The organism is Verrucosispora sioxanthis (genome assembly GCF_010560025.1).
In the GTDB taxonomy this organism is placed as follows: Bacteria; Actinomycetota; Actinomycetes; order Mycobacteriales; family Micromonosporaceae; genus Micromonospora; species Micromonospora palythoicola.
On the sequence record NZ_SAIY01000002.1, the window covers coordinates 492726 to 514769 of the forward strand.

The window sequence follows — 22044 nt, forward strand, 5'->3', positions numbered from 1 at the left end:
AGTCAGCCGACGGGATGGGCCATGGTTCCGGTGAGGGCCACCGTGCCCGGCAAGCGGGTGTCCTGTCGAAGGAACTGCACCACCACCGGCACCGGTGAGCTGAGCACGCAGCCGTACGGGCGGTCGAGGCGGACGGCTTCCGGGTCGATCAGATCGTTGATCCGTACGTGCCGGATCCGTCGGGCACCGACAGCGAACCGGTACGGCCCGACCGGTTCGGCGTCCTCGTAGTAGAAATGCAGCCTCACCTCCGCCACCTCGTCGGTGGTGTTCAGCACGCACAACTTGTCGAAGCTGGTGAACTGCGGCTCGCCGCCGGTGCCGCCGAACGGCACGTGGCCGCCCGGCACCGCCCACACCTGGGACATCACGCCTCCTCCAGCAGTCGGGCCAGGTCCGGGGTGAGGAACACCCCGTCCGGGTCGAGGCGGCGCCGGGCCACCTGGAAGTCGTCCCATCGGGGGAAGAGTGGGCGCAGGTCGTCAGCGGTCATCCAGTGCTTCTTGCCCCAGTGGGGTCGTCCGCCGTACTGCCGGAAGACGTCCTCCATGTCCCGGAAGTACTCCTCGTACGGCAGTGCGGCGTTGTGCAGGCAGGCGATGGTGGTGGTGGTGCGACCGTACGCGTTGCTGAGCCAGATGTCGTCGGCGGCGATGCTGCGGACCAGCACCCGCCAGCCGGCGGTGCGCCGGTGTCGGTTCAGGATCCGTCGCCGGACTTCCGCGAAGCAGGCCGGGAACGCCTCCGACGGGAGCATGTACTCGATCTCCTCGAAGCGCAGATCCCGGTGCTGCGGGATGGTGTCGTGGGTCGGCCCGACCTCCAGTTCCCTGGGCTCCTGCCACCCGTTCCACTCCGGCACCCGACGGGCCGCCCACGTCGACCGCGCGGCCACCCCGTCGACCCGGTTCATGGTGCGGATCTGGGTCAGGTCGCTGCGCGGGTACCAGTAGAAGTCGATGTTGCGGTTGGTGTGCTGCAACTCGGCCAGGTGGTCGAGGGTCCACTCGATCGGGGCACACCAGGACCGTCGGCGCAACTCGTAGCTGGGCTCCAGGTCGAGGGTGAGCTGGGTCACCACGCCCAGTACGCCGAGGGAGAGCCGGGCGGCGGGCAGCAGTTCGCTGTTGCTGGTCGCGGAGACGTCCAGCACCTCGCCGGTGCCCGTGACGAGGCGTACCTCCGCCACCTGGGTGGAGAGGTTGCCGAAGCCGAGGCCGGTGCCGTGGGTACCGGTGGCGGTGGCGCCCGCGATGGACTGGTAGTCCACGTCGCCGAGGTTCTCCATCGCCAGCCCGGCCTTGTAGAGGCCCTCACCCAGCTCCTTGAGCCGACTACCGCCCCGGACCGTGGCCTGGTCGCCGGCCTTGTCGATCACACCGACCATCCGGTGCAGGCTGACCAGGGTGCCGTCGGTACGTACCAGCGGGCTCGACGAGTGGCCCGAGCCGACCGGGCGCAGCGTGTCGCCCGACTCACGGGCCCGCAACACCAGTTCCCGTACCTCGTCCTCGTCGGCCGGCTCGGCGTAGCCGGACGGGGTGAAGGTGAGACTGCCGGACCAGTTGACGAACGGACGCGGCACCCCGGCAACCTCCTCACGACGGACGAACCGTGCGCTTACCCCCGGGCTGGTGGGGTAGTCCTGGGCATGGCGGCACTCGTTTTGACCGCGTCCACGCCCCGAATCGTCGGCGAGGTGCCCTGTGTCTGAGTGGTGGTATCTGGCACTGGTGGCGGTGTTGTGGCTGGCCGTCGGTCTGGGCACGGCGGCGCTCTTCGTCACTCGTGGCGGGCACCGCAGCCCGCTCTGGTATCTGGTGGGCGCGCTGCTCGGGCCGCTGTTCGTGCCGATCGCCGTCGAGCGGGGCCGGGCCCGTCCGCAGATGGTCGACGTACGCCACCGACCGTCCGAGGCGGTCGGCACCGGGCTGCGGGTGCTGGTGGGCGTGGACGGTTCCGAGCACTCCGACCGGGCGCTGCGGGCCATCGCCCGCACCCTCACCGGGAGCACGAGTGAACTCGTCCTGGTCACCGTCACCAGCCCCGACCTGTCCGACGCCGAGTCCCGGCGGGAGCACGAGCGGGCCCGTCGCATGATCGATGAACGGGCCGCCGGGCTGCCGGAAGGGCTGCCCCGGCCCACCACCGCGATCGTCACCGGCCATCCCGTCGACGCCCTGCTCACGGTCGCCGACGACCGAGAGGTGGACCTGCTGGTGGTCGGCCGACACGGACACGGGATCGGCGACCGCTTGCTCGGCAGCGTCGCCGAGGGCCTCACCCACCGGTCGACGCGGGCCGTGCTGCTCGGCAGTCTGCCCGGTCGGTGACGTCGACGAACGACCTCGCGCCACACCGAGCGGCACCTGGGCGGCGCTGACCTCGGCGTCGGCCGGTTCCGTCGGTCCCGGCCGGGAACCATGCCGGCCCGGGGAGCGACTATTGGTACATGCGGTGTGAGCAGTGGCGGGAGATTCTGTCGGCGCAGTTGGACGGTGAGGTCACGGCGGACGAGCAGCGCAGGGTCGGCGAGCACCTGGAGACGTGCGCCGGTTGCCGGACCTGGCTGGACTCGGCGGCGAGGGTGACCCGCCGGGCACGTACCCGGGTGGTGACCGCACAGCCGGATCTGACCGAGGCGATCCTTGCCGCCGCGCCGCCGCCACGGCGAGGCCGGCGTACGCTCACCCCCACCGGGGTGCCGGGACGCCTGTGGCCGGCGGCTGGTGGGCGACTCACCCTGGTCAACGCGCTGCGCGCCGCGCTGGGTCTGCTCGGTGCCGTGCAACTGGTGCTCGGGCTGGCGCAGATCGGCCGGGCCGAGGTCGCCGCGCACCTGCACGCCAACGGCCAGCACCTGTGGCACGAGTCCGCCGCCTGGAACGTCGCGGTGGGCGCGGGGTTCCTCTTCGTCGCGTTGCGCCGCACCTCGCCGTCGGGGCTGCTGCCGATGCTCGGTGCCTTCGTGGTGACCCTGGTGCTGCTGTCGGTCAACGACCTCGTCGCCTCGCAGGTCGCGGTGGAACGGCTGGTGAGCCACGGCTTTCTGGTGGTCGGCTACCTGTTCACGGTGCTGCTGGCGCGTAGCTCCCGCCAGCCCGGCGAACCGGGCGACCGACACCAACCGGAACGGTCCCGCTGGCGGCTACGCCTCGACGAGGTCGACGAGCCCGCGCCGCTGCGGCTGCTGCCGCCATACTCGGCTCAGGCGCACCACGGGCCGGCCCGGGCCGGTAGCGGCGCCGGCCGGGGCGACGGCGACCGTGACCAGCGGCGGGTCGCCTGACGACAGATGGCTCAGCCGGCGGCACCAGGGCGGTCGGTCGGCTGCTCGACCGGCCGGATCGCCGCGACCAGGTCCTCCCGGGCCCGGGCCACGCGGGACCGGATGGTGCCGACCGGCACGTCACACACCTTCGCGGCCTCGGCGTACGACAGGCCGAGCAGTTGGGTCGCCACGAACGCCTCCCGACGCTCGGGCGCGAGGCCGTCGAGCAGCCGATGCAGCACCACCTGCTCGTCCACCCCGGCGCGTACTCCGGTCGGCGTGCTCTCGGCGGCCGCCTGCCAGTCGCCGAGGTTGGCGGTCCGTGGCCGGCAGGTGGCGGCGCGTACCTGGTCCACCGCGACCCGGCGGGCGATGGCCAGCAGCCAGGTCCGTGCCGTCGACCGACCCGCGAACGACGGCAGTGCCCGCCAGGCCCGCAGGTACGTCTCCTGGACCAGGTCGTCGACCTCCCGGACGCCGGGCAGGTGGGACAGGAACCGCCGTACGTCGTGCTGCGTGGCCCGCACGAAAGCCGCCGCGGCGGCGTGGTCGCCCCGGCCTGCGGCAAGCGCATATCCGCTGATGTCGTCGGTCACGGCTGTCATCGCCGTATTGGTCGGTCGAAACCGTCGGTTGGTTCCCGGCCGGGACGACAACCGCAGGACCTGCATCTGGGGCCCGCCTCGGACGACGCCGTAGAATGCACTGATGGGGCACCTCACGTGAGCGAGCGGAGTGCCGTGCTGACTGACCAGCCGCGGTACCGGCACCTGTGCTGGGCCTACGACGACCCGGCCGGGTTCATGACCCACGCCGTGGAGTTCCTCCGCGCCGGGTTGGCGGCCGGCGAGCGGGTGTGGTTCGTCGTCTCCGGTCCCGCCGAGCCGGTCCGGGACCAGTTGCTCGGTACCCGGGATTTCGCCGACGCACTGCTGTCGGGTGCCGCCCAGGTCCGCTCCCTCGACGGCGCGTACGGCAGCACGGCGACGATCGATCCGGCGAGTCAGGTGACGGCCTACCGCAGCGCCACCCAGGAGGCGGTGGCCGACGGATACACCGGCCTGCGGGTGGCCGCCGACGCCACCGAGCTGGTCCGTACCCCCGCTCAACGCGACGCGTTCGCCCGTTACGAGCAGCGGGTGAACGAGATGATGCGCACCGAGGCGTTCCGGGCCATGTGCGCCTACGACCGCTCACGGCTGGGTGAGCCGGCGGTCGCCGAGTTGGCCTGCCTGCACCCGGAACACAACCTCGGCCAGCTGCTGTTCCGGTTGTACGCCGTACCGCTGCGCCAGGGACAGACCGCTCTCGCCGGTGAGCTGGACCCGTCCAACCACGACCTGTTCCGCACCGCCCTCGACCGCGCGGATCTGCGACCCGTCGAGGACGAACTGGTGCTGGACGCCCACGGGCTCCGCTTCCTCGACCACCGGGCGCTCATCCACCTGAGCGAGTACGCCAGGGACCGACACGCGACCGTCGTGCTGCGGGCCGCCCGCCCCGGGGTGGCCCGGCTCGCCGCCCTGTTGGACCTGCCCGACGTGCGGGTGGAGGTGGCCCGGTGAGGACCGGCGCGGCCGCCGGACGCACCGGCTATTTCCACGAGGCTGTCTGTTACGGCTCCGACGAGGAACTGCTCGCCGTCGTGGTGCCGTTCCTGGTCGGCGGCGTCGAGGCGAACGAGCCCACCTTTGTCGCGCTCGGCGAACGCACCGGCAACCTGGTCCGCGCCGCGTTGCCCGCCGACACGAAGGTCGAGTTCCTGTCCGGCGGTGACGTCTACGGCCGGCCCACCGCCGCCATCCGGATGTACCGCCAGCTCCTCGCCGATCTGGTCGCCGACGGCGCCACCCAGATCCGGATCATCGGCGAGGTGCCGTCGCTCGGTCTCGGCCCCACCTGGGACTGGTGGGCCCGGTACGAGTCGGCGATCAACCGCGCGTACGACGACTGGCCGTTGTGGAGCATGTGCGCGTACGACACCCGGACCACCGCACCCGGCGTGCTGGCCGACGTCGCCGCCACCCACCCGTGCTTCGCCACCGCCGACGGGCGGCACGTGCCGAGTGGCGACTACGTCGCCCCGGAGACGTTCCTACGCCAGGTTCGCCCGATGCCACCCGACCCGATCCAGGCGGCCCCGCCCCTCGTCGATCTGCTCGGCCCGACTGCGGCGCAGGCTCGCGCGGCCGTGCACCAGGTCGGCCAGGGCGGGTTACCGGACGACGAGTTCGACGACTTCGTCGTCGCGGTCAGCGAAACCGTCACCAACGGGCTGCGGCACGGCCGTCCCCCGGTCCGGTTCCGGGTGTGGGTGGGCGCGGACCGGATCGTGGCCACCGTCAGCGATGCCGGTAGCGGGCCACAGGATCCGTACGCCGGGCTGCTGCCGTCGGCCAACGGGACGCCGGGCGGGTTGGGCCTGTGGATCACCCACCAGTCCTGCAACCACGTCACCTACCATCGCGACGCCGAGGGGTTCACCCTCCGACTCACCGCTGGTCGACCGCTGGGCGCCTGAGCACAGGCGAACGCCGGGCCGGCGTAGGCCGACCCGGCGTCAATGTCGAGTACTACTTACGGAACGCGTCCTTGATCTTCTCGCCGGCCTGCTTGAGGTTGGCGCTCATCTGGTCGCTACGGCCCTCGGCCTCCAGACGCTCGTCGTCGGTGGCGCGACCCACGCCTTCCTTGATCTTGCCACCGGTGTTCTCGGCGGTGTTGTCGAACTTGTCCTCGACGCCCATGTCAGCCTCCCGGAGGTTTTTGCCGCTACGTCCACTCAGGTACCCAGCCCGGCGGCGACCAACCGGAATTCAGGAAACCGGGCGGAACCGGCGCAGCCTGAGGCTGTTGGCCACCACGAACACCGACGAGAACGCCATCGCCGCCCCCGCGATCATCGGGTTGAGCAGCCCGGCGGCGGCCAGCGGCAGGGCCGCCACGTTGTAGGCGAACGCCCAGAACAGGTTGCCCTTGATGGTGGCGAGGGTGCTGCGGGCCAGCCGGATGGCGTCCACCGCGGCCAGCAGGTCGTCCCGGACGAGAGTCAGGTCGGACGCCTCGATCGCCACGTCGGTGCCGGTGCCCATCGCCAGGCCGAGGTCCGCCCGAGCCAGCGCGGCGGCGTCGTTGACCCCGTCGCCGACCATCGCGACCACCCGGCCCTCGCCCTGCAACCGGGCGACCACCTCGACCTTCTCCGTCGGCAGCACCTCCGCGATCACCTCGTCGACGCCCACCTCGGCGGCCACCGCCCGGGCGACCGTGGCATTGTCGCCGGTGAGCAGCACCGGTTTCAGGCCGAGTGCGCGCAACCGCCGCACCGCCTCCCGGCTGGTCGGCTTCACCTGGTCGGCGACGGCGAGCAGGCCCCGGGCCCGGCCGTCCCAGCCCACCAGCACCGCCGTGCGCCCCACCGCCTCCGCGTCGGTCGCTGCCCGGGCAAGGTCGTCCGGTACGACCAGACCCCGCTCGCGCAACAGCCGGCCCCGGCCGAGCAGCACCTGACGGCCGTCCACGGTGCCGGTGACGCCCAACCCGGCCACGTTGGCGAAGTCGATGACCGGCGGCAGCGCGCCGACCTCGGCGGCGCCGGCCACCACCGCCCGGGCGACCGGGTGCTCCGAGCCGCTCTCCAGGGCGGCGGCCAACCGCAGCACCTCGTCGCGTCGCTCCCCGTCGGCGGGGGTCACCGCGAGCAGACTCATCCGGCCGGTGGTCACGGTGCCGGTCTTGTCGAGCACCACGGTGTCCACCCGCCGGGTGGACTCCAGCGCCTCGGGCCCCTTGATCAGGACGCCGAGCTGTGCGCCACGGCCGGTGCCGACCAGCAACGCGGTCGGTGTGGCCAGGCCAAGGGCGCACGGACAGGCGATGATCAGCACAGCCACGGCGGCGGTGAACGCGGCGGCCGGTCCGGCACCGGCACCCAGCCACCAGCCGAGCGTGCCGGCGGCCAGCGCGATCACGATCGGCACGAAGACCCCGGAGATGCGGTCGGCGAGCCGCTGGGCGGCGGCCTTGCCGCTCTGCGCCTGCTCGACCAGGCGGGCCATCTGGGCGAGTTGGGTGTCGGCACCGACCCGGGTCGCGGTGACCACCAGTCGCCCACCGGCGTTGACGCAGCCGCCGATCACCGCGTCGCCCGTGCCCACCTCGACGGGCACCGACTCACCGGTGACCAGGCTGGCGTCGACCGCCGAGGAACCCTCCTCCACCGTCCCGTCGGTGGCGATCTTCTCGCCGGGCCGCACCACGAAGCGGTCGCCCACCGCGAGCTGGTCGACCGGGATCCGGGTCTCCACCCCGTCACGCAGCACGGACACGTCCCGGGCGCCCAGTTCCAGCAGGGCCCGCAGGGCCGCCCCGGCGGTGCGCTTCGCCCGCGCCTCGAAGTAGCGGCCGGCGAGGATGAAGGTGGTCACCCCGGCGGCCGCCTCCAGATAGATGTTGCCGGAGCCGTCGGTGCGGCCGATGTCGAAACTGAACGGGTGGGTCATTCCCGGGGTGCCGGCGGTGCCGAGGAACAGTGCCCACACCGACCAGCCCAGGGCGGCCAGCGTGCCCAGCGACACCAGGGTGTCCATGGTCGCGGCGCCGTGCCGCAGGTTGACCAGCGCGGCCCGGTGGAAGGGCAGCCCGCCGTAGACCACCACCGGGGCGGCCAGGGTCAGCGACAGCCACTGCCAGTAGGTGAACTGCCAGGCCGGCACCATGGCCAGCGCGATCACCGGGACGCTCAGCGCCACCGAGACCCACAACCGGGTACGCAGGGCGGGCAGCGGGTCCACCGGTTCGGCGGCTGCCGGCCCGGCCGGGGTGGGCGGTGGCGGCAGGCTGGCCTGGTAGCCGGTCTTCTCGACCGTGGCGACCAGGTCGTCCGGGGTGACCGGATCGGCGTAGGAGACCGTCGCCTTCTCGGTGGCGTAGTTGACGGTGGCCCGCACGCCGTCCATCCGGTTGAGCTTCTTCTCGATCCGGGCGGCGCAGGACGCGCAGGTCATCCCGCCGATGGCCAGCTCGATCAGGTGCGGCGCGGTGGTCAGGGGTCGGCTCGTGCTCATGGTTGGTCCCGTCAGTCGTGCCCGTGCCCGGGGCTGCCGTGCCCGTCCTCGGTGCCGGGGGTGGCGTGCTCGTCGGCCGGCGCGGCGGCAGCGCCCGGGTCACCGACCCGCACGGTGAACTCGGCGGTACGCACCACGCCCCGGTGACGGAAGTCGAGGTAGAGCCGGTACGTGCCGGCCGAGGGGAACTCGGTGGCGAAGCTGACCTGCGGTCCGGGGGCGGTCCGCCCGTCGCCCGGGGCACCCTCGGGGTGTACGTGCAGGTAGGCGAGGTCGCCCCGGCGCAGCGCGACCAGGTGACCGTACGCGCCGAGGTACGGCTCCAGATCGGTCACCGGCGCGCCGTCGCGGTTGACGGTCAACGTCAGCGTGGTGGAGTGCCCGGGCCGTGGGGTGCCGGCGAGGGTGATCGTGTAACCGTCGACGGTGGCGCTGCTCGCCGGAGCGGGCAGTCCTCGCTCGGTCAGCGCGCCGGGGACGGTCACGTCGACGCCGAGCGTCAGGGGTGCGCCACCGGTCGGGGTGAAGTCCGCGAAGGCCCGCCACACCCCCGGGGAATCCAGCGGCGAGGCGATCCGCCAGGTGCCGTCTGCGGCCAGCTCCGGATGGACGTGCCGGAAGCCGGACAGGTCGCGGCGGGCCACGATGAGGTGCATCCGTTCGTCGTGGCTGAAGTCGTATCCGGTCACGGGACGGCCGTCGGGCCCGGTGATCCGGAACGCGAATTCACCCGGCGGGGCGTCGACCGGCACCAGGGTGTAGCCACGGTCGGAGACGAGCAAACCGCCGGGCAGGTGCCCAGCCTCCCCTTCCCCGTGCCCGACCGGCCCCGCCGCTCGGCCGGTGTCGCCCTCGGCGCGGACGTCAACCCCGTGACCGGCACCCTCGCTGTCGTGGTCGGCGGCGAGCACGTTCACCGGGCCGGCCAGCTGCCCCACCCCGTACGCCGCGCCGAAGACCGCCGCCAGGCCGAGCACGAAACCGCTCAGCCTCGTCGCCGTGTTCATGCTCGACTCCTCGGTTTCCGCCTGCCGGCCGGCTCAGGCGCCGACCAGCTCGTATCCGGCCTCGTCCACCGCGGCACGCACCGCGTCACCGGAGAGCGGTTGGTCACTGGTGACGATCACCTGACCGGTGGCCAGGTCCACCTGGACGTCGCTGACTCCCTCGATCGCACCAATCTCGGTGCTGACCGCGTTGACGCAGTGCCCGCAGGTCATGCCCTGCACCTGGTACGTCGTGCTGACCATGGAACTCTCCTCACCAGCTCACCAGGGTGGGCCGAGAACCCACCCGATACCCACCGGGGGTATCCGTGGAAACGACCGTACCATACCCCCTGGGGGTAGGCTATTCTTGTCGGCATGAGCACACCCGCGCCGATCCGTGGTTACACCGCCAGCAAGGACCAACTCCTGGCCCGGCTGCGCCGCGTCGAGGGCCAGGTGCGCGGCATCGAGAAGATGGTCGACGACGATCGCTACTGCATCGACGTGCTCACCCAGATCTCCGCCATCCAGGCCGCGCTGGACAAGGTCGCCCTCGGTCTGCTCGACGGGCACGCCCGGCACTGCATGCACGAAGGTGCCGCCGAGGGGCGCGCCGACGAGATGGCGACCGAGATGATGGCCGCCGTGGGCCGGCTCATGAAGCGCGGCTGACCCGACCCGCCGACATACCCTCGCGAACGGCGTCGGGAGGTCGGGCTGGTTACCATTCGCACACGATGGCCAGCCGAAATCCGTGCCGCGCGGCCCGAGGTCGCCGGCGGGCACCCGCCCCTACCCCCGCCGCCGTCGCGAACCCCTCCACAGCTCACGGTACGCAGCCACCCCGCCACCTTCCGGCCATTCGGGCTGCCCTTCGACACGGTCGTCCGGCGGCAGTGAACCGTCTCGCCCATCGACACGTACTCAGCCCTGAAATCGTTGGGAGACACTGAATGGGCGCCGACCACACCCGTTCCGCTCCGCCCACCCCGCCCCGGGTGCGGCGGATCCTCGTCGTGACGGTGGTCCCCCTCTTCCTCGCCACCCTGGTCGCCGCGATCGTGCTCTGGCCCCGGGACGCCCCACGTCCCGAGGCCACCGACGACACCCCCCGCTACCACGGCACGGTCACCCGGGTGGTGAGCGAGCCCTGCCCGCCCAACCCGGTGGTGCCCGAGGGCACACCGACGACCGCGGCGGGCCCCTGCGGCACGGTCACCGTGCGGGTGCAGACCGGCCCGGACGCCGGCCAGGAGGTGCAGACGCCCATCCCGACCGGGCCGGGAGCACCCCGCATCGACGTCGGCGACGACATCATCCTGGTCTCGCTGATCGACCCGGAGGACCCGTCGGTCAGCACCTACAACATCGCCGAACACCAGCGCGGCAAGCCGCTGGTGTGGCTGGCCGTGCTCTTCGCCGCCGCCATCGTCGCCTTCGGGCGGCTACGGGGCCTGGCGGCGCTGGGTGGCCTGGCGGCCAGCTTCGCGATCCTGCTGACCTTCGTGCTGCCCGGCATCAGCGCCGGCCGGCCGCCGCTCGCGGTCGCCATCGTCGGCGCCTCGTTGATCATGTTCGTGGTGCTGTACCTGACCCACGGCATCTCCGCGCAGACCTCGGTGGCCGTACTCGGCACGCTCGCCAGTCTGGTCCTCACCGGCCTGCTCGGGCTGGCCGCCACCGGGGCCACCCACCTGACCGGATTCGGCAGCGAGGACGCCACCACCCTGTCCATGTTCCGCGCCGACGTCGACCTGCACGGCCTGCTGCTCGCCGGCATCATCATCGGCTCGCTGGGCGTGCTCGACGACGTCACGGTCACCCAGGCCGCCGCGGTCAACGAGCTGCGTCACGCCAACCCGAACCTCTCCCGTCGGGAGCTGTACCGCTCGGCCACCCGGGTCGGGCGGGCCCACATCGCCTCGGTGGTGAACACCATCGTGCTGGCGTACGCCGGCGCCTCGCTGCCACTGCTGCTCCTGCTGACCGCGGACTCCCGCGCGCTGGGCCAGATCCTGACCAGCGAGTTCCTCACCACGGAGATCGTCCGAAGCGTGGTGGCCACGCTCGGGCTGATCGCCGCGGTACCGCTGACCACGGCGCTGGCGGCGGTCGTCACGACCGCCGGACGCGGCGAGGCCGGCGCCCACACGGGTGAACCCACCCCCCTGGTCCCCCGGCCGGCGACGGACCGGGCCGAGGCGCTCCGCGCGCTGAGCACCCCACCCACCCGCAACACGTCCCCCGCCACCCCCTCGGGGTGGCCCGACCCGGACAGGAGCACGGACACCACATGGTGACACTCCTCAACGTGACCGCCCCTGCCGATGCGGCTCGAAACCGTGTCGCTGGTCACTCAAAGCGATTACGAAATGACGCATCTCGTCGGGTTCGGGGCGTAGAAGCACAGATAGACTGTCGGGTAACCTCACTGCCGGTCACCGCCGAAGGCGCGCAGCGGCGCCTGCGGTGCCACCGCCCAATCGCCCTCGGGCGAGCCGGGGACCCAGGTAGGTGGGGTGAATCCGCGAAAGCGGTAGGGGCCACTTCCGTCCCGAACCCGTCAGCTAACCCGGTCGGCGGTCGATGGAAGGGAAAACAGTGACGGCACCCCTACGCCGCTGGTTGACACCCGTGGTGGCCGTGCTCGCCGCGTTCGCCGTGTTCGCCGGTCCGATGCCGGCCACGGCCGCGCCGAACGACCCCAAACCGGCGGAGCACGACGACGACCCGCCGATGCTCAACGATCTGATCGAGGCGACCACCCGGGACTACTCCAAGGCCAAGGCCAAGCTGGAGAAGTCCAAGAAGCGCCAGCTCCGACTGGCGGTCGAGGTCCGCTCCGCTCAGGCCGACCTGGACGCGCTCTCCCCGCAGGTCGCCCAGATCGCCACCCAGTCCTACCGGACCGGCCGGGTCGGCGCGATCGCCATGTTGTTGCAGAGCAGCGCACCGGACTCGTTCATCAACCGGGCCTCCGCGCTTGACGAGCTGAACCTGGTGAACGACAAGAAGCTGGGCGAGGTCAACGCGATCAAGCTCCGTGCCGAGCAGGCCAAGCTCGCGCTCGACGCCGAGGTGCGCGAGCAGAAGAAGCTGACCAACGACATGGCGCGCAAGAAGAGCGAGGCGGAGAAGTCCCTCCGGCTGGTCGGCGGTGTCGGCCTGACCGGCGGACTGGTGGACGCCACCTCGCCGGTGGCCCGGATCGGGCCGAACCGGTCCTCGGACGGCGGCTGGAAGCCCGAGTCGTGCAGCCAGAACGACCCCACCACGTCGGGCTGCATCACGCCCCGGACGCTGCACATGTACAAGGAGGTCAAGCGGGCCGGGTTCAACCGGTTCGTCGGCTGCTTCCGACCGGGTGACAAGTTCGAGCACCCCAAGGGCCGGGCCTGCGACTGGTCGTTGCAGAACAGCGGCTTCAGCCCGTGGCACAACAACGACACCCGGATCTACGGCAACAACCTGGCGGCCTTCCTGGTCCGCAACGCCGACCGGCTGGGCGTCTACTACGTGATCTGGAACCGGCAGATCTGGTTCGCGGCGACGGAGCGCTGGAGTTCCTACAGCGGACCGTCCAACCACACCGACCACGTGCACGTGTCACTGCTCTGATCGCCCGACACGACGCGCCGAGGGCCGTCCCACCAACCGTGGTGGGACGGCCCTCGTCGTTCAGGACGTCGTCGTCGGTCGCGGATCAGGGCGCGGTCGCCATCGCGCCGGTCAGTTCGGCGGGTTCCGCGGCCACCGCCCGCACCTCACCGGCGGCCAGCCGGTAGGACATGCCGACCACCGCGCATCGCCCGGCGGCCACCTCCGCCGCGAGGGTCGCCGAGGAGTCCAGCATCGTCTCGACGGTACGCGCGATGTGGATGTCGACGATCTCGTCCAGCTCGTGCACCCCGGCGTCCTGTGCTCGGCGCAGGCTCGGCACCACCGCGTCGACCACGGCGCCCAGATGCCCGGGGGGCGTGGTGTCGGTGGCCAGTGCCTCGCGGGCCGCCTGGACGGCGCCGCACGAGTCGTGGCCCAGCACCACCACCAGCGGCGTACGCAGCACGGCCACCGCGTACTCCACGCTGCCCAGCACCTCCGGCCCGACGGTGTGCCCGGCGGTACGGACCACGAAGAGGTCACCCAGCCCGCGATCGAAGATGATCTCGGCGGCGAGCCGGGAGTCGGAACAGCCGACGATCACCGCGAAGGGATGCTGCTCGGTCGCGACGGCGGCCCGACGCCCGGCGTTCTGGTTGGGATGCCGCAGCGCGTCGGTGACGAATCGACGGTTGCCGGCGAGCAGTTCGGCGAGGGCCCGCTGCGGGGCACCGGGATGATCCGCGCTGAGCACCTCGCGGTCCGGACCGGGTTGCGGACCGAGCGTTCCGGGTCGACTCATCCGGCTGCACCTCGTCTCTGGGAGGAATGCCTGGTCATCCCGGCCGACGCTGGTCACGGGCTGCCATCACGGTCACACGCGACCTAACGCACGTCAAGCTATACGTGATATGTATTTCATGCATCAGTCGACGCTTGCGCTCGGCCGGGCCGGCGTCGGCGACGGCGCGAGCCGAAGTAGCCGAACGGCAGGTCATACGATGGCGGACATGGCGAGCACTGACGGACGGGAAAACGCGCGAAACTGGACGTTTCTCACGAACCACGCGCACGTCCTGCTCGCCATCGCCCGTAACCCCACCGCCCGGCTACGGGACGTCGCGACCGAGGTCGGCGTCACGGAACGTGCCGCCCAAGCGATCGTCGCCGACCTGGAGGCCGGCGGCTACCTGCATCGCACCCGGGTGGGTCGGCGCAACGAGTACACCCTGAACCCCGCCGGACGGTTCCGGCACCCGGCGGAGGCCGACCACGAGGTCGGTGATCTGCTGGCCCTCTTCACCAAGGAACAGGTCACCGGCACCGCCGAGGGATGAGTCGACGGACATCTGGTCGGACGACGTGGCGCGCTTCACCCACCCCGAACGATCGCGGCGCTGCGGTCCCGCCGAAGGCGGGATAGGTTGGGTTCCGTGCCGTCTCCCGCGTTCGCCCGTCCACTGTGGCCGGCGACGCTGTGCGCACTGCGCGAGCTGACCCGACTGGCGCTGGCGTCACTGGTGCTCGCCGTCGGTCTCGGCGGGGCCGTCGCGGCCGATCCGCCGACCCGGTCCACCGCTGTTTCACCACCGAGCGCCACCGTCACCCTCGGCGCACCGCCCACCGCCGTGGCGGTCCGGCCCACCGTCGGGCCCGAGCGGGCGGTCGACGCCGGCCAGCGGCGGAGCCGGCCACCAGTGCTCCGGTCGGGCCCGCAGGCACCGACGGCACATCGGCTGCCGCCGTCCAGGCCGGTCACCGCGTCGCCCCGGTGCCCGCCGTCCGCGCGGGCGAATCGACCCGACGCGGCCCACCCACCGGCTGACCGACGGCGGTCCGGCCGACCGATCGAGCAGGTGACGCCGCCGCGCTGGCCAGACGCCTAGCGGACCCAGGCGACCAGCCGACTCACCGCGTCACTGCCATGGTGATGCCGGGACCATCCCGGCGAGCCCGATCCGGCCGGCCTGCAACGGCATCAGCCGCGTCCCGGGCACCTACCCCGCCGTCACGACCCGCGTCCACCACAGTCGACGACTCATCCCGACCGCGAGGTGTTGATGATGCGTACCGCCCTGTCCTCCGTTCTGCTCGACGCGCCCCGGGCCGCGGCCATCTGGCTGGGCCTGCTCGGCGTGGTGACCCTCGCCGTCACCGGCCTGCTGCTACGACCCCGACTCTTCCGCTTCGACGCCGGCGTCCGCATCCGCGAGGCCGCCCTGCCGAGCCGGCCAGACCACGCCGAGCACCGACGTGACCAGGAGCGCTGGGCCGAGGAGGTCACGATCGCGGCGGACCGGGCCGACGCCACGGCACGGCACCGGCGCGACGAGTGGCTCGCCGCACAGGACGAGACCGAGCAGGCGTGGCGGTCGTACGAGGCGGCCGAGGCGGACGTACGCCGGCTCTCCCGCGCCGCCGGCATGCCGTTGCCGCAGACCGCCCGCACCCCGCCGAGTACGCCGACCGGGAGCGCTGGCTGCACCGGGCCGCCCTGGACGCGTACTGGCGGCGGGAGCTGTCAGTGGAGCAGCTCAGCGACGTCTTCGCGCATCGCGGCTGGGATCCCCGGTTGCACCCGGTGGAGCAGGAGTTGATGCTGCGCCGGGCGGTACGCGACCACCTCCTCGCCCGGCAGCGGGCGGCCCGGGAACGGGAGCAGGCCACCTGGCGGGCCGCGGAACTCGCCGCCGCGGCGGCCCGCAGTCTGCGCGAGGAAGCGGCCGCCGCACTGGTGCCGGTGGTGGAGGAGCGCGAGTCGGTCCTGCCGCTGACCACACCCGGCGCCGCCGAGCAGACCCGGGAGATCCCGGCGGTCGTCGGCCGGGCACCGGTCGCCGCGTACTGAGTCGGGTCTCGCGAGCCGAACACCCTCCGGGCCGGTCGCCGGCAACTAGTGTCGGAAGGACGTCGACCGGGTACCGACCACGCCGGACACTGAGGAGGGCCGACGTGGTCGCAAGCGATGACGGGAACCAGCCCGACAAGACGGCGGTGCGGGGCGCCGGACCGCGCCAGACCTGGGCCGCCCTGCCCTGGCTGGTGCGATCCGCGGTGGTGTGGAGCGCCTGCCTGGTAGTGATCTCCGCCGGGCTCTACCTGCTGGCCCGGATCACGCTGCTGGTCACCCCGCTGGCCATCGCCGTGGCCGCGACCCTCTTCCTCGCCGCGCTGCTCGATCCGGTGCAACTGGCGTTGCGTCGCCTGCGGCTGCCGGCCGCGCTCGCCGCGCTGCTCAGCGTCCTGCTCCTGCTCGGCATCCTGGGCGGCGTCGGCGCGCTCGTGTGGAGTCTGACCGCCGACCAGTTCAGCGAGTTGGGCGAGGAACTGCGTCAGGGGCTGGAGCGCACCCGGGACTTCGTCACCTCCACCCTGCCGGTCAGTGACCAACAGCTGGACAGCCTGCTCGCCCAGTTGCGCCAGGCGATCAGCCAGCAGCAGGTGGACCCGGTCGCCAGCGCCCGCACGGTGGCCGAGGTGGTCGGCTCGATCCTGCTCGCCCTGGTGCTGCTGTTCTTCCTGCTCAAGGACGGCCGGGAGATGTGGCGCTGGACGTTGCGCCGAGCCGCCGGGCCCAATCGGGACATCGCCGCCGAGGCGGGTCGCACCGGCTGGCACACCCTCGGCTCGTACAGCCGGGGCACCATGCTGATCGCGGCCATCGACGCCATCGGTATCGGCCTGGCGCTGGTACTGCTCAGGGTGCCGCTGGCGTTCCCGCTGGCGTTGATCACGTTCATCGGCGGGTTCGTGCCGATCGTCGGTGCCACCGTGGCCGGCGCGGTCGCGGTGCTGGTGGCACTGGCCGCCAACGGGCCCACCACCGCCCTGCTCACCCTGGCCGCCGTGATCGCCGTCCAGCAGATCGAGGGCAACCTGCTGGAGCCGCTGGTGATGAAGCGCCAGGTACGGCTGCATCCGGTGGTGATCCTGGTCGCGGTGACCGCCGGCACCCTCATCGCCGGCATCGCGGGCGCCTTCGTGGCGGTTCCGATCGTTGCGGTCGCCTGGCGGGTCGTCGACAGCGTCCAGCGTCAACGGCAGGCCGCCGCGGACGCATCCGACTCGGCGTCCGGCCCACCGGCTCCCGACTCGCCGCCATCGAAGAAGGCACCGTCCCGCCCGTCGACCGCCCCCTCGGGATCGTCGCCCTCCGGACCGTCGCCCTCCGGACCATCGACGTCGCCGGCCGGACCCGATCCCGAGCCCGCCTGAGGGTGTGTCAGGCGGAGGCGGGTTGCGGGTGCAGGTGGTCGTGGAACCAACCGGCTGCCGCCTCGGCGACCTGGTCCAGCGTGCCCGGCTCCTCGAACAGGTGCGTCGCACCCGGAATCACGCGCAGCTCGGATCGGGACGTCAGTTGACCGAGCGCATGTTCGTTGAGCGTGATCACCTGCTCGTCGAGACCACCGACGAGCAGCAGGGTGGCGGCGCGCACCTGGCCCAGCGCGGAGCCGGCCAGGTCGGGACGACCACCGCGGGACACCACCGCGCGTACCAGATCAGGTCGTCGCGCGGCGGCGACGAGCGCGGCGGCGGCTCCCGTGCTCGCGCCGAAGAGACCTACCGGGCTCGCCCCGAACGGCCGCTCGGTGGCCAGCCAGTCCACGATCCCGGCGAGACGGTCGGCCAGCAGGCCGATGTCGAAGCGCAGCTCGGCGGTGACCGCGTCCAGTTCGTCCTCGGCCGGAGTCAGTAGATCCACCAGGACGGTGCCGAGCCCCGCCCCGTTGAGCTGGTGCGCCACCGTCGCGTTGCGCGGGCTGTGCCGGGAGCTGCCGCTGCCGTGCGCGAACAGCACCGCACCGACGGGCTCCGCCGGCACCAGCAGGTCCGCCGGGAGCAGGACCCCGCCCGCCGGGATCGTCACCGCTTCGCCGCGCACGTCCATCTCGCCTCCCCTGAGGTGTCTCACCCGCCCGGATACCCGGCCCGACCGACAACAAGCCCCGGGAACGCGGCGAGTGGGTTTGCGCCGGGGGGCGCCGGGTAGCCGACGGGTGACCAGAGACGGACCGGCGTCACCGGCGCCGCCGACAGATCGCGAGGACCGTCATGGCGCATCACCAGCGCGAGCCCGTGCAGTCCGCCGCCGAACGTGACCGGCGGGAACAGGACGACCGGCGCGGACGGGACTGGGCGGACGACGCGGCCCAGGCGCGTTCGGCCGACGATCCCCGGGCGAGGACGCCCCACGACGCCACCGGGCGCCCTTCCCAGGGCGAGCCCATCTGACGACGCGGTAGCGGGTCAGGCCGGGTTTTCCGGCAGCCGGAGCAGGGGTGCCCGACCGGGCGCCTGCTCCGGCGTCGGCAGGTCCGTACGCGGCGGCGGATTCGGCACGGTCACCGGCTCGTCGCAGGTGACGCGCACCGGTTTGCCGTGGTGACTCAGCTCGATGACCGCGTCCGGAGCGGCGTGGTGCAGGGCGTACGTCGTGTCGTGGCCGCGTACGTCGACCCGCAGCCGCATGCCGCACCACTGGAGCGAGAAGGACAGGGCGTTGAGCCGGCTGGACAGGCTCGGCGCGAACGACAGCGTCCCGTCGTGGTCCCGCAGGCCGCCGAATCCGGCGACCAGGGCGATCCAGGCACCCGCGAGCGATGCCATGTGCACCCCGTCCCGGGTGTTCTCGTTCAGGTCGTGCAGGTCCATCAGCGCGGCCTCACGCAGATAGCTGTGCGCCAGATCGGCGTAACCGACCTCCGCCGCCAGCACCGCCTGGGTGCAGGCCGACAGTGACGAGTCGCGGACCGTACGGCGCTCGTAGTAGAGGAAGTTGCGCAGCTTCTCCTCGCTGGTGAAGGCGTCGCCCCGCCAGTGCATGGCCAGCTCCAGGTCGGCCTGCTTGATCACCTGCTTGCGGTACAGGTCGAAGTACGGATAGTGCAACAGCAACGGATACTTGTCCGGTGGGGTCTGCTCGAAGTCCCACTCCTGCAACCGGGTGAAACCCTCCACCTGCTGGTGGACGCGCAGCTCCTCGTCGTACGGGATGTGCATGGCCGCGGCGGCGTCCCGCCACGCGGCGGCCTCCTCGTCGGTCACCCGGAGGTGGAACGCCTCGTCGCGGTACCGCGACGCCGCCTCGGCGGCGGTCAGCAGGTTCCGCTGGGCCATCAGGTTCGTGTAGATGTTGTCGTTCTTGACGGCGGTGTACTCGTCGGGACCGGTGACCCCGTCGACGTGGAAGTTGCCGGCGCGGTCGTGGTGCCCGAGCGAGCGCCACAGCCGCGCGGTCTCCACCAGCAGTTCCAGCCCGATCTCCCGCTCCAGTTGCCGATCGCCGGTCGCCAGCACGTAGCGCCGCAGCGCGTCGGCGATGCCCGCTGCGATGTGGAACGCCGCGGTGCCCGCCGGCCAGTACCCGGAGGACTCCGGCCCCTCGATGGTGCGCCATGGAAAGGCGGCACCGGCCAGATTGAGGGTGCGTGCCCGTTCCCGGGCCTGCTCCAGAGTGGAGAAACGCCAGTACAGCGCATCCCGTACGGCGGCCGGGTGGGTGTATGTCAGCACCGGCAGGACGAACATCTCGGTGTCCCAGAAGGCGTGCCCGTCGTACCCGGGGCCGGTGAGTCCCTTGGCCGAGATGGGTCGGCGTTCCGCCCGCGCGCCTGCCTGGAGCACGTGGAACAGGCCGAACCGGACCGCCTGCTGCACCTCCGGATCCCCGTCCACCACGACGTCGGCGGCGTCCCAGAACTCGTCCAGGTACTCCCGCTGCTCACGGACCAGCCCGTCCCAGCCGTCCAGCTTGGCCGCGGCCAGGGCGGCACCGACCTGGTCGCGCAGCGCCGGCAGGGAACGCCGACTGGACCAGCCGTAGGTCAGGTACTTGACCACCTGGAGCTTCTGTCCCGGCTCCAGCACGCAGGCCACGGTGGTACGGACCCAGTCCTCGTAGCCTTCGGAGCCGACGGATGTGCGGGCCGGCGAGGCCACCTCGTGGTCCATGGCGGCGGCGACCCGCAGCCCGGAGACCTTGGTCTGGTGGATCAGCAGCCCACCGGCGGGAGTGGTCAGCTCCTCCTCCGCCTGCAACGGCGACTCCAGCACGGCGGCGACGCGCGGGTCGCGGCTCTGCGGTGGCAACGTCTCGTTGGCCACCAGTTCCGACTGGATGATCAACCGCAGCGGCTTGTCGTCGGCCACCTCCACCTCGTAGCGGACCGCGGCCACCGAGCGCTGCCGGAAGGAGACCAGCCGGGTGGTGTTCACCCGGACCTCGCGGCCGGCCGGCGAGCGCCAGTGCAGCGACCGGTGCAGGGTGCCGGCGCGCATGTCGAGGATCCGCTCGTGGGCGAGCACCTCGCCGTAGCGCACGTCGAGCGGCTCGTCGTCGACCATCAGTCGGATGAGCTTGCCGTTCGTGACGTTGACGATGGTCTGGCCGGACTCGGGGAAGCCGAACCCGGCCTCCGCGTACGGCAGGGGCCGCAGCTCGTAGAACGAGTTGAGGTAGGTGCCGGGCAGCCCGTGCGGCTCACCCTCGTCCAGGTTTCCGCGCAGGCCGACGTGTCCGTTGGAGAGCGCGAACACCGATTCGGACTGGGCGAGCACGTCCATGTCCAGCCGGGTCTCCCGGACGTGCCACGGTTCGACCGGGTACGCCCGCTCCCGGATCACTCGGGCCGCCCGGTGTCGAGCAGGTCGGCGAGGTCGTCGACCACCACGTCGGCACCGTGCGCGCGCAGCTCGTCGGCGTGGCCGGCCCGGTCCACGCCGATCACGTACCCGAAACCGCCGGCCCGGCCGGCTTCGACGCCGGCCAACGCGTCCTCGACGACGGCTGCCTTCTCCGGCACCACGTCGAGCAGTTTCGCTCCGGCGAGGAACGTGTCCGGGTACGGCTTGCCGCGTAGCCCCTCGGCTCGGGCGGTGAGGCCGTCCACCCGGGCCTCCAACAGCGGCTCCAGGCCGGCGGCGGCGACCACCTCACGGCCGTTGGCGCTGGCCGTGACGACCGCCCGCCGCAGCCCCGCCGCGGCCACCGCCCTGAGGTACGCGACCGAGCCGGGATAGACGTCCACCCCGATCGTGCGGATCCGCTCAAGCACCATGGCGTTCTTCTGGTTGCCGAGGCCGTGCACGGTCTGGGCACCCGGTGGGTCCTCCGGTGCGCCCTCGGGCAGGGTGATGCCACGGGAGGCGAGGAAGGTCCGCACCCCGTCGAGACGCGGGCGACCGTCGACGTACCGGTGATAGTCCGGCCCCGGATCGAACGGCCGGTACGGCTCACCGGTGGTGGCCGACCGCCGGCGCAGGTAGTCGTCGAACGTCTCGGTCCAGGCGGCGTTGTGCACCCGGGCGGTCTGCGTGAGCACACCGTCGAGGTCGAACAGAACAGCGGTCACATGATCAGGCAGGCCGAGCATCGTATCAATCTATCCGCGGACGCGGACCGGCAAACACACTTCCGCTGATACCGGCGCGGCCCCGGGGTTGATCAGAGTCCGGCCGCGGAGTCGTACCGGCGGCGTAGATCGGCCATCTCGGACGGCTCCAGCGCCTCCTTCTCCGCCAGCTCCGCGTACTTGGCCGGGAACATCTGCCGCAGCCGGTCGATGAACCTGGTGTCCTCGGTCGCCTCGACCACCTGGATGTCCGCGGGTTCGGTGGACATGTCGATGATCACCGGGCCGGCCAGTTTGACCGCCCAGTCCCACGGGCGCCCCTGCTCGGCGACCCCGCAGAGGTGGAAGCCGTAGACCGTCCGCACGTCGGCGAGCACGGTGACCTCGGCCGGCTCGTAGCCGTAGACGTGCACTCCGCAGATCACCGCGGGCTTGGTCTCTTCCCCGTTCGCCACCTGCTGGATGTCGTGCCCGGCGTGGTTGTGCTGCTCCGGGTCCGCCTCCTCCAGCGTGGTACGCATCCAGTTCGTGATCTGCCCGTGCAGGTCCGGCGGCTCCGATTTCGACGTGGCCGAGTTGACCAGCACGACGGCACCTGTCGACACCACCAGCAGGATCGCCGCCGCCCACACGTAGCGGTGCCGGAACCACCTTGCGAAACTCTCCCGGGAAATCATGATCGTTTCTCACCTCGTCGCCGGTTCTGTGCGTTGCGGACCGCTGGGACGCCTCCGGCGCGTCGACGCTCGACCATCTCGGTCGAC

At 71.9% G+C, this 22044-nt stretch carries 25 protein-coding genes and 1 riboswitch; of the genes, 13 read left to right on the forward strand and 12 right to left on the reverse strand.

The genetic code is table 11. The annotated features are described in order from the left end of the window. Nucleotides 1–2: 2 nt before the first annotated feature. Nucleotides 3–368 carry a sensory rhodopsin transducer gene (locus ENC19_RS07400; protein WP_164446371.1) on the reverse strand — a complete coding sequence of 122 codons (366 nt, stop codon included), beginning with the start codon at nt 366–368 and terminating at the stop codon, nt 3–5. Further along, nucleotides 368–1585 (reverse strand): D-arabinono-1,4-lactone oxidase, encoded by a 1218-nt coding sequence (locus tag ENC19_RS07405; RefSeq protein ID WP_164446373.1) that lies wholly within the window; start codon nt 1583–1585, stop codon nt 368–370. The genes ENC19_RS07400 and ENC19_RS07405 overlap by 1 nt, the downstream gene beginning before the upstream one ends. Nucleotides 1586–1706: 121 nt before the next feature. Here ENC19_RS07405 and ENC19_RS07410 point away from each other — a divergent pair, with 121 nt between their 5' ends. Both ENC19_RS07410 and ENC19_RS07415 read left to right on the forward strand, forming a co-directional pair. Next, complete coding sequence (locus ENC19_RS07410; protein WP_164446374.1) at nt 1707–2333, forward strand: universal stress protein; 627 nt, start codon at nt 1707–1709, stop codon at nt 2331–2333. 119 nt (nt 2334–2452) lie between these two features. After that, nucleotides 2453–3289: a zf-HC2 domain-containing protein gene (locus ENC19_RS07415; RefSeq protein ID WP_164446375.1), complete on the forward strand. Its 837-nt coding sequence runs from the start codon at nt 2453–2455 to the stop codon at nt 3287–3289. A gap of 11 nt (nt 3290–3300) precedes the next feature. Here ENC19_RS07415 and ENC19_RS07420 read toward each other — a convergent pair whose 3' ends face one another. Further along, nucleotides 3301–3876, reverse strand: coding sequence for a sigma-70 family RNA polymerase sigma factor (locus ENC19_RS07420; RefSeq protein WP_166458165.1), 576 nt, complete (start codon nt 3874–3876; stop codon nt 3301–3303). A gap of 117 nt (nt 3877–3993) precedes the next feature. Between ENC19_RS07420 and ENC19_RS07425 the strand changes: the two genes are divergently transcribed. Together ENC19_RS07425 and ENC19_RS07430 are read left to right on the forward strand one after the other, a co-directional pair. Further along, entirely contained in the window at nt 3994–4836 is an 843-nt protein-coding gene (locus tag ENC19_RS07425) for an MEDS domain-containing protein (RefSeq protein WP_281602318.1), read from the forward strand. Continuing rightward, the gene (locus tag ENC19_RS07430) at nt 4833–5792 is read left to right on the forward strand and encodes a sensor histidine kinase (protein WP_164446376.1); all 960 of its coding nucleotides are present in this window, start codon (nt 4833–4835) and stop codon (nt 5790–5792) included. Before ENC19_RS07425 ends, ENC19_RS07430 begins: the two co-directional genes overlap by 4 nt. A 52-nt stretch (nt 5793–5844) precedes the next feature. Here the strand turns inward: ENC19_RS07430 and ENC19_RS07435 are convergent, their stop codons facing one another. From ENC19_RS07435 to ENC19_RS07450, 4 genes are all read right to left on the reverse strand, one after another. After that, nucleotides 5845–6018 (reverse strand): CsbD family protein, encoded by a 174-nt coding sequence (locus ENC19_RS07435; protein WP_164446377.1) that lies wholly within the window; start codon nt 6016–6018, stop codon nt 5845–5847. A 69-nt stretch (nt 6019–6087) separates the two neighbouring features. Continuing rightward, nucleotides 6088–8337, reverse strand: a complete 2250-nt coding sequence (locus ENC19_RS07440) for a heavy metal translocating P-type ATPase (RefSeq protein ID WP_164446378.1) — start codon at nt 8335–8337, stop codon at nt 6088–6090. An 11-nt stretch (nt 8338–8348) separates the two neighbouring features. Beyond that, nucleotides 8349–9344 (reverse strand): DUF748 domain-containing protein, encoded by a 996-nt coding sequence (locus ENC19_RS07445; protein WP_164446379.1) that lies wholly within the window; start codon nt 9342–9344, stop codon nt 8349–8351. A gap of 33 nt (nt 9345–9377) precedes the next feature. After that, nucleotides 9378–9587, reverse strand: a complete 210-nt coding sequence (locus tag ENC19_RS07450) for a heavy-metal-associated domain-containing protein (protein WP_164446380.1) — start codon at nt 9585–9587, stop codon at nt 9378–9380. A gap of 114 nt (nt 9588–9701) precedes the next feature. Here ENC19_RS07450 and ENC19_RS07455 point away from each other — a divergent pair, with 114 nt between their 5' ends. The 3 genes from ENC19_RS07455 (at nt 9702) to ENC19_RS07465 (ending at nt 12944) form a co-directional block, all read left to right on the forward strand. After that, on the forward strand, nt 9702–9998 hold the full coding sequence (locus ENC19_RS07455) for a metal-sensitive transcriptional regulator (protein WP_099847797.1): 297 nt from the start codon (nt 9702–9704) through the stop codon (nt 9996–9998). 281 nt (nt 9999–10279) lie between these two features. Continuing rightward, on the forward strand, nt 10280–11626 hold the full coding sequence (locus ENC19_RS07460; protein WP_164446381.1) for a YibE/F family protein: 1347 nt from the start codon (nt 10280–10282) through the stop codon (nt 11624–11626). A 166-nt stretch (nt 11627–11792) separates the two neighbouring features. Next, nucleotides 11793–11924: riboswitch (cyclic di-AMP (ydaO/yuaA leader) on the forward strand. Between the two features lie 3 nt (nt 11925–11927). After that, entirely contained in the window at nt 11928–12944 is a 1017-nt protein-coding gene (locus tag ENC19_RS07465) for a coiled-coil domain-containing protein (RefSeq protein WP_164446382.1), read from the forward strand. Between the two features lie 85 nt (nt 12945–13029). Here the strand turns inward: ENC19_RS07465 and ENC19_RS07470 are convergent, their stop codons facing one another. Continuing rightward, on the reverse strand, nt 13030–13728 hold the full coding sequence (locus ENC19_RS07470; RefSeq protein WP_164446383.1) for a carbonic anhydrase: 699 nt from the start codon (nt 13726–13728) through the stop codon (nt 13030–13032). A gap of 199 nt (nt 13729–13927) precedes the next feature. Between ENC19_RS07470 and ENC19_RS07475 the strand changes: the two genes are divergently transcribed. The 5 genes from ENC19_RS07475 to ENC19_RS07490 all read left to right on the forward strand — a co-directional run bounded on the left by ENC19_RS07475 (nt 13928) and on the right by ENC19_RS07490 (nt 17141). Next, a complete protein-coding gene (locus ENC19_RS07475) occupies nt 13928–14263 on the forward strand; it encodes a helix-turn-helix transcriptional regulator (RefSeq protein WP_164446384.1) in 336 nt (111 codons plus the stop codon). A gap of 96 nt (nt 14264–14359) precedes the next feature. After that, nucleotides 14360–14812, forward strand: a complete 453-nt coding sequence (locus tag ENC19_RS07480) for a hypothetical protein (RefSeq protein ID WP_164446385.1) — start codon at nt 14360–14362, stop codon at nt 14810–14812. Nucleotides 14813–14989: 177 nt separating this feature from the next. Then, the gene (locus ENC19_RS07485; protein WP_235944537.1) at nt 14990–15523 is read left to right on the forward strand and encodes a hypothetical protein; all 534 of its coding nucleotides are present in this window, start codon (nt 14990–14992) and stop codon (nt 15521–15523) included. Then, nucleotides 15508–15774, forward strand: a complete 267-nt coding sequence (locus ENC19_RS29960; protein WP_235944539.1) for a hypothetical protein — start codon at nt 15508–15510, stop codon at nt 15772–15774. Before ENC19_RS07485 ends, ENC19_RS29960 begins: the two co-directional genes overlap by 16 nt. A gap of 104 nt (nt 15775–15878) precedes the next feature. Next, on the forward strand, nt 15879–17141 hold the full coding sequence (locus ENC19_RS07490) for an AI-2E family transporter (protein ID WP_309246222.1): 1263 nt from the start codon (nt 15879–15881) through the stop codon (nt 17139–17141). A gap of 7 nt (nt 17142–17148) precedes the next feature. On the opposite strand, the gene ENC19_RS07495 is transcribed toward ENC19_RS07490, so the two are convergent. Beyond that, a complete protein-coding gene (locus ENC19_RS07495) occupies nt 17149–17817 on the reverse strand; it encodes a dienelactone hydrolase family protein (RefSeq protein ID WP_164446386.1) in 669 nt (222 codons plus the stop codon). Nucleotides 17818–17981: 164 nt separating this feature from the next. On the opposite strand from ENC19_RS07495, the gene ENC19_RS07500 reads away from it, so the two are divergent. After that, nucleotides 17982–18161: a hypothetical protein gene (locus tag ENC19_RS07500; protein WP_164446387.1), complete on the forward strand. Its 180-nt coding sequence runs from the start codon at nt 17982–17984 to the stop codon at nt 18159–18161. A 15-nt stretch (nt 18162–18176) separates the two neighbouring features. Here the strand turns inward: ENC19_RS07500 and ENC19_RS07505 are convergent, their stop codons facing one another. From ENC19_RS07505 to ENC19_RS07515, 3 genes are all read right to left on the reverse strand, one after another. Next, nucleotides 18177–20552, reverse strand: a complete 2376-nt coding sequence (locus tag ENC19_RS07505) for a glycoside hydrolase family 65 protein (protein ID WP_164446388.1) — start codon at nt 20550–20552, stop codon at nt 18177–18179. Beyond that, nucleotides 20549–21301, reverse strand: coding sequence for an HAD family hydrolase (locus ENC19_RS07510; RefSeq protein ID WP_164446389.1), 753 nt, complete (start codon nt 21299–21301; stop codon nt 20549–20551). The genes ENC19_RS07505 and ENC19_RS07510 overlap by 4 nt, the downstream gene beginning before the upstream one ends. Before the next feature lie 71 nt (nt 21302–21372). After that, on the reverse strand, nt 21373–21957 hold the full coding sequence (locus ENC19_RS07515; protein WP_164446390.1) for a hypothetical protein: 585 nt from the start codon (nt 21955–21957) through the stop codon (nt 21373–21375). Nucleotides 21958–22044: the final 87 nt, after the last annotated feature.

Excerpts from the sequence above, each read along its gene's own strand:
- ENC19_RS07510 (WP_164446389.1), bottom strand. The coding sequence starts at position 21,301 with ATGCTCGGCCTGCCTGATCATGTGACCGCTGTTCTGTTCGACCTCGAC.
- ENC19_RS07450 (WP_164446380.1), bottom strand. The coding sequence starts at position 9,587 with ATGGTCAGCACGACGTACCAGGTGCAGGGCATGACCTGCGGGCACTGC.
- ENC19_RS07460 (WP_164446381.1), top strand. The coding sequence starts at position 10,280 with ATGGGCGCCGACCACACCCGTTCCGCTCCGCCCACCCCGCCCCGGGTG.
- ENC19_RS07400 (WP_164446371.1), bottom strand. The coding sequence starts at position 368 with ATGTCCCAGGTGTGGGCGGTGCCGGGCGGCCACGTGCCGTTCGGCGGC.
- ENC19_RS07445 (WP_164446379.1), bottom strand. The coding sequence starts at position 9,344 with ATGAACACGGCGACGAGGCTGAGCGGTTTCGTGCTCGGCCTGGCGGCG.
- ENC19_RS07475 (WP_164446384.1), top strand. The coding sequence starts at position 13,928 with ATGGCGGACATGGCGAGCACTGACGGACGGGAAAACGCGCGAAACTGG.
- ENC19_RS07515 (WP_164446390.1), bottom strand. The coding sequence starts at position 21,957 with ATGATTTCCCGGGAGAGTTTCGCAAGGTGGTTCCGGCACCGCTACGTG.
- ENC19_RS07485 (WP_235944537.1), top strand. The coding sequence starts at position 14,990 with ATGCGTACCGCCCTGTCCTCCGTTCTGCTCGACGCGCCCCGGGCCGCG.
- ENC19_RS07420 (WP_166458165.1), bottom strand. The coding sequence starts at position 3,876 with ATGACAGCCGTGACCGACGACATCAGCGGATATGCGCTTGCCGCAGGC.
- ENC19_RS07495 (WP_164446386.1), bottom strand. The coding sequence starts at position 17,817 with ATGGACGTGCGCGGCGAAGCGGTGACGATCCCGGCGGGCGGGGTCCTG.
- ENC19_RS07435 (WP_164446377.1), bottom strand. The coding sequence starts at position 6,018 with ATGGGCGTCGAGGACAAGTTCGACAACACCGCCGAGAACACCGGTGGC.
- ENC19_RS07455 (WP_099847797.1), top strand. The coding sequence starts at position 9,702 with ATGAGCACACCCGCGCCGATCCGTGGTTACACCGCCAGCAAGGACCAA.
- ENC19_RS07415 (WP_164446375.1), top strand. The coding sequence starts at position 2,453 with ATGCGGTGTGAGCAGTGGCGGGAGATTCTGTCGGCGCAGTTGGACGGT.
- ENC19_RS07470 (WP_164446383.1), bottom strand. The coding sequence starts at position 13,728 with ATGAGTCGACCCGGAACGCTCGGTCCGCAACCCGGTCCGGACCGCGAG.
- ENC19_RS07500 (WP_164446387.1), top strand. The coding sequence starts at position 17,982 with ATGGCGCATCACCAGCGCGAGCCCGTGCAGTCCGCCGCCGAACGTGAC.
- ENC19_RS07440 (WP_164446378.1), bottom strand. The coding sequence starts at position 8,337 with ATGAGCACGAGCCGACCCCTGACCACCGCGCCGCACCTGATCGAGCTG.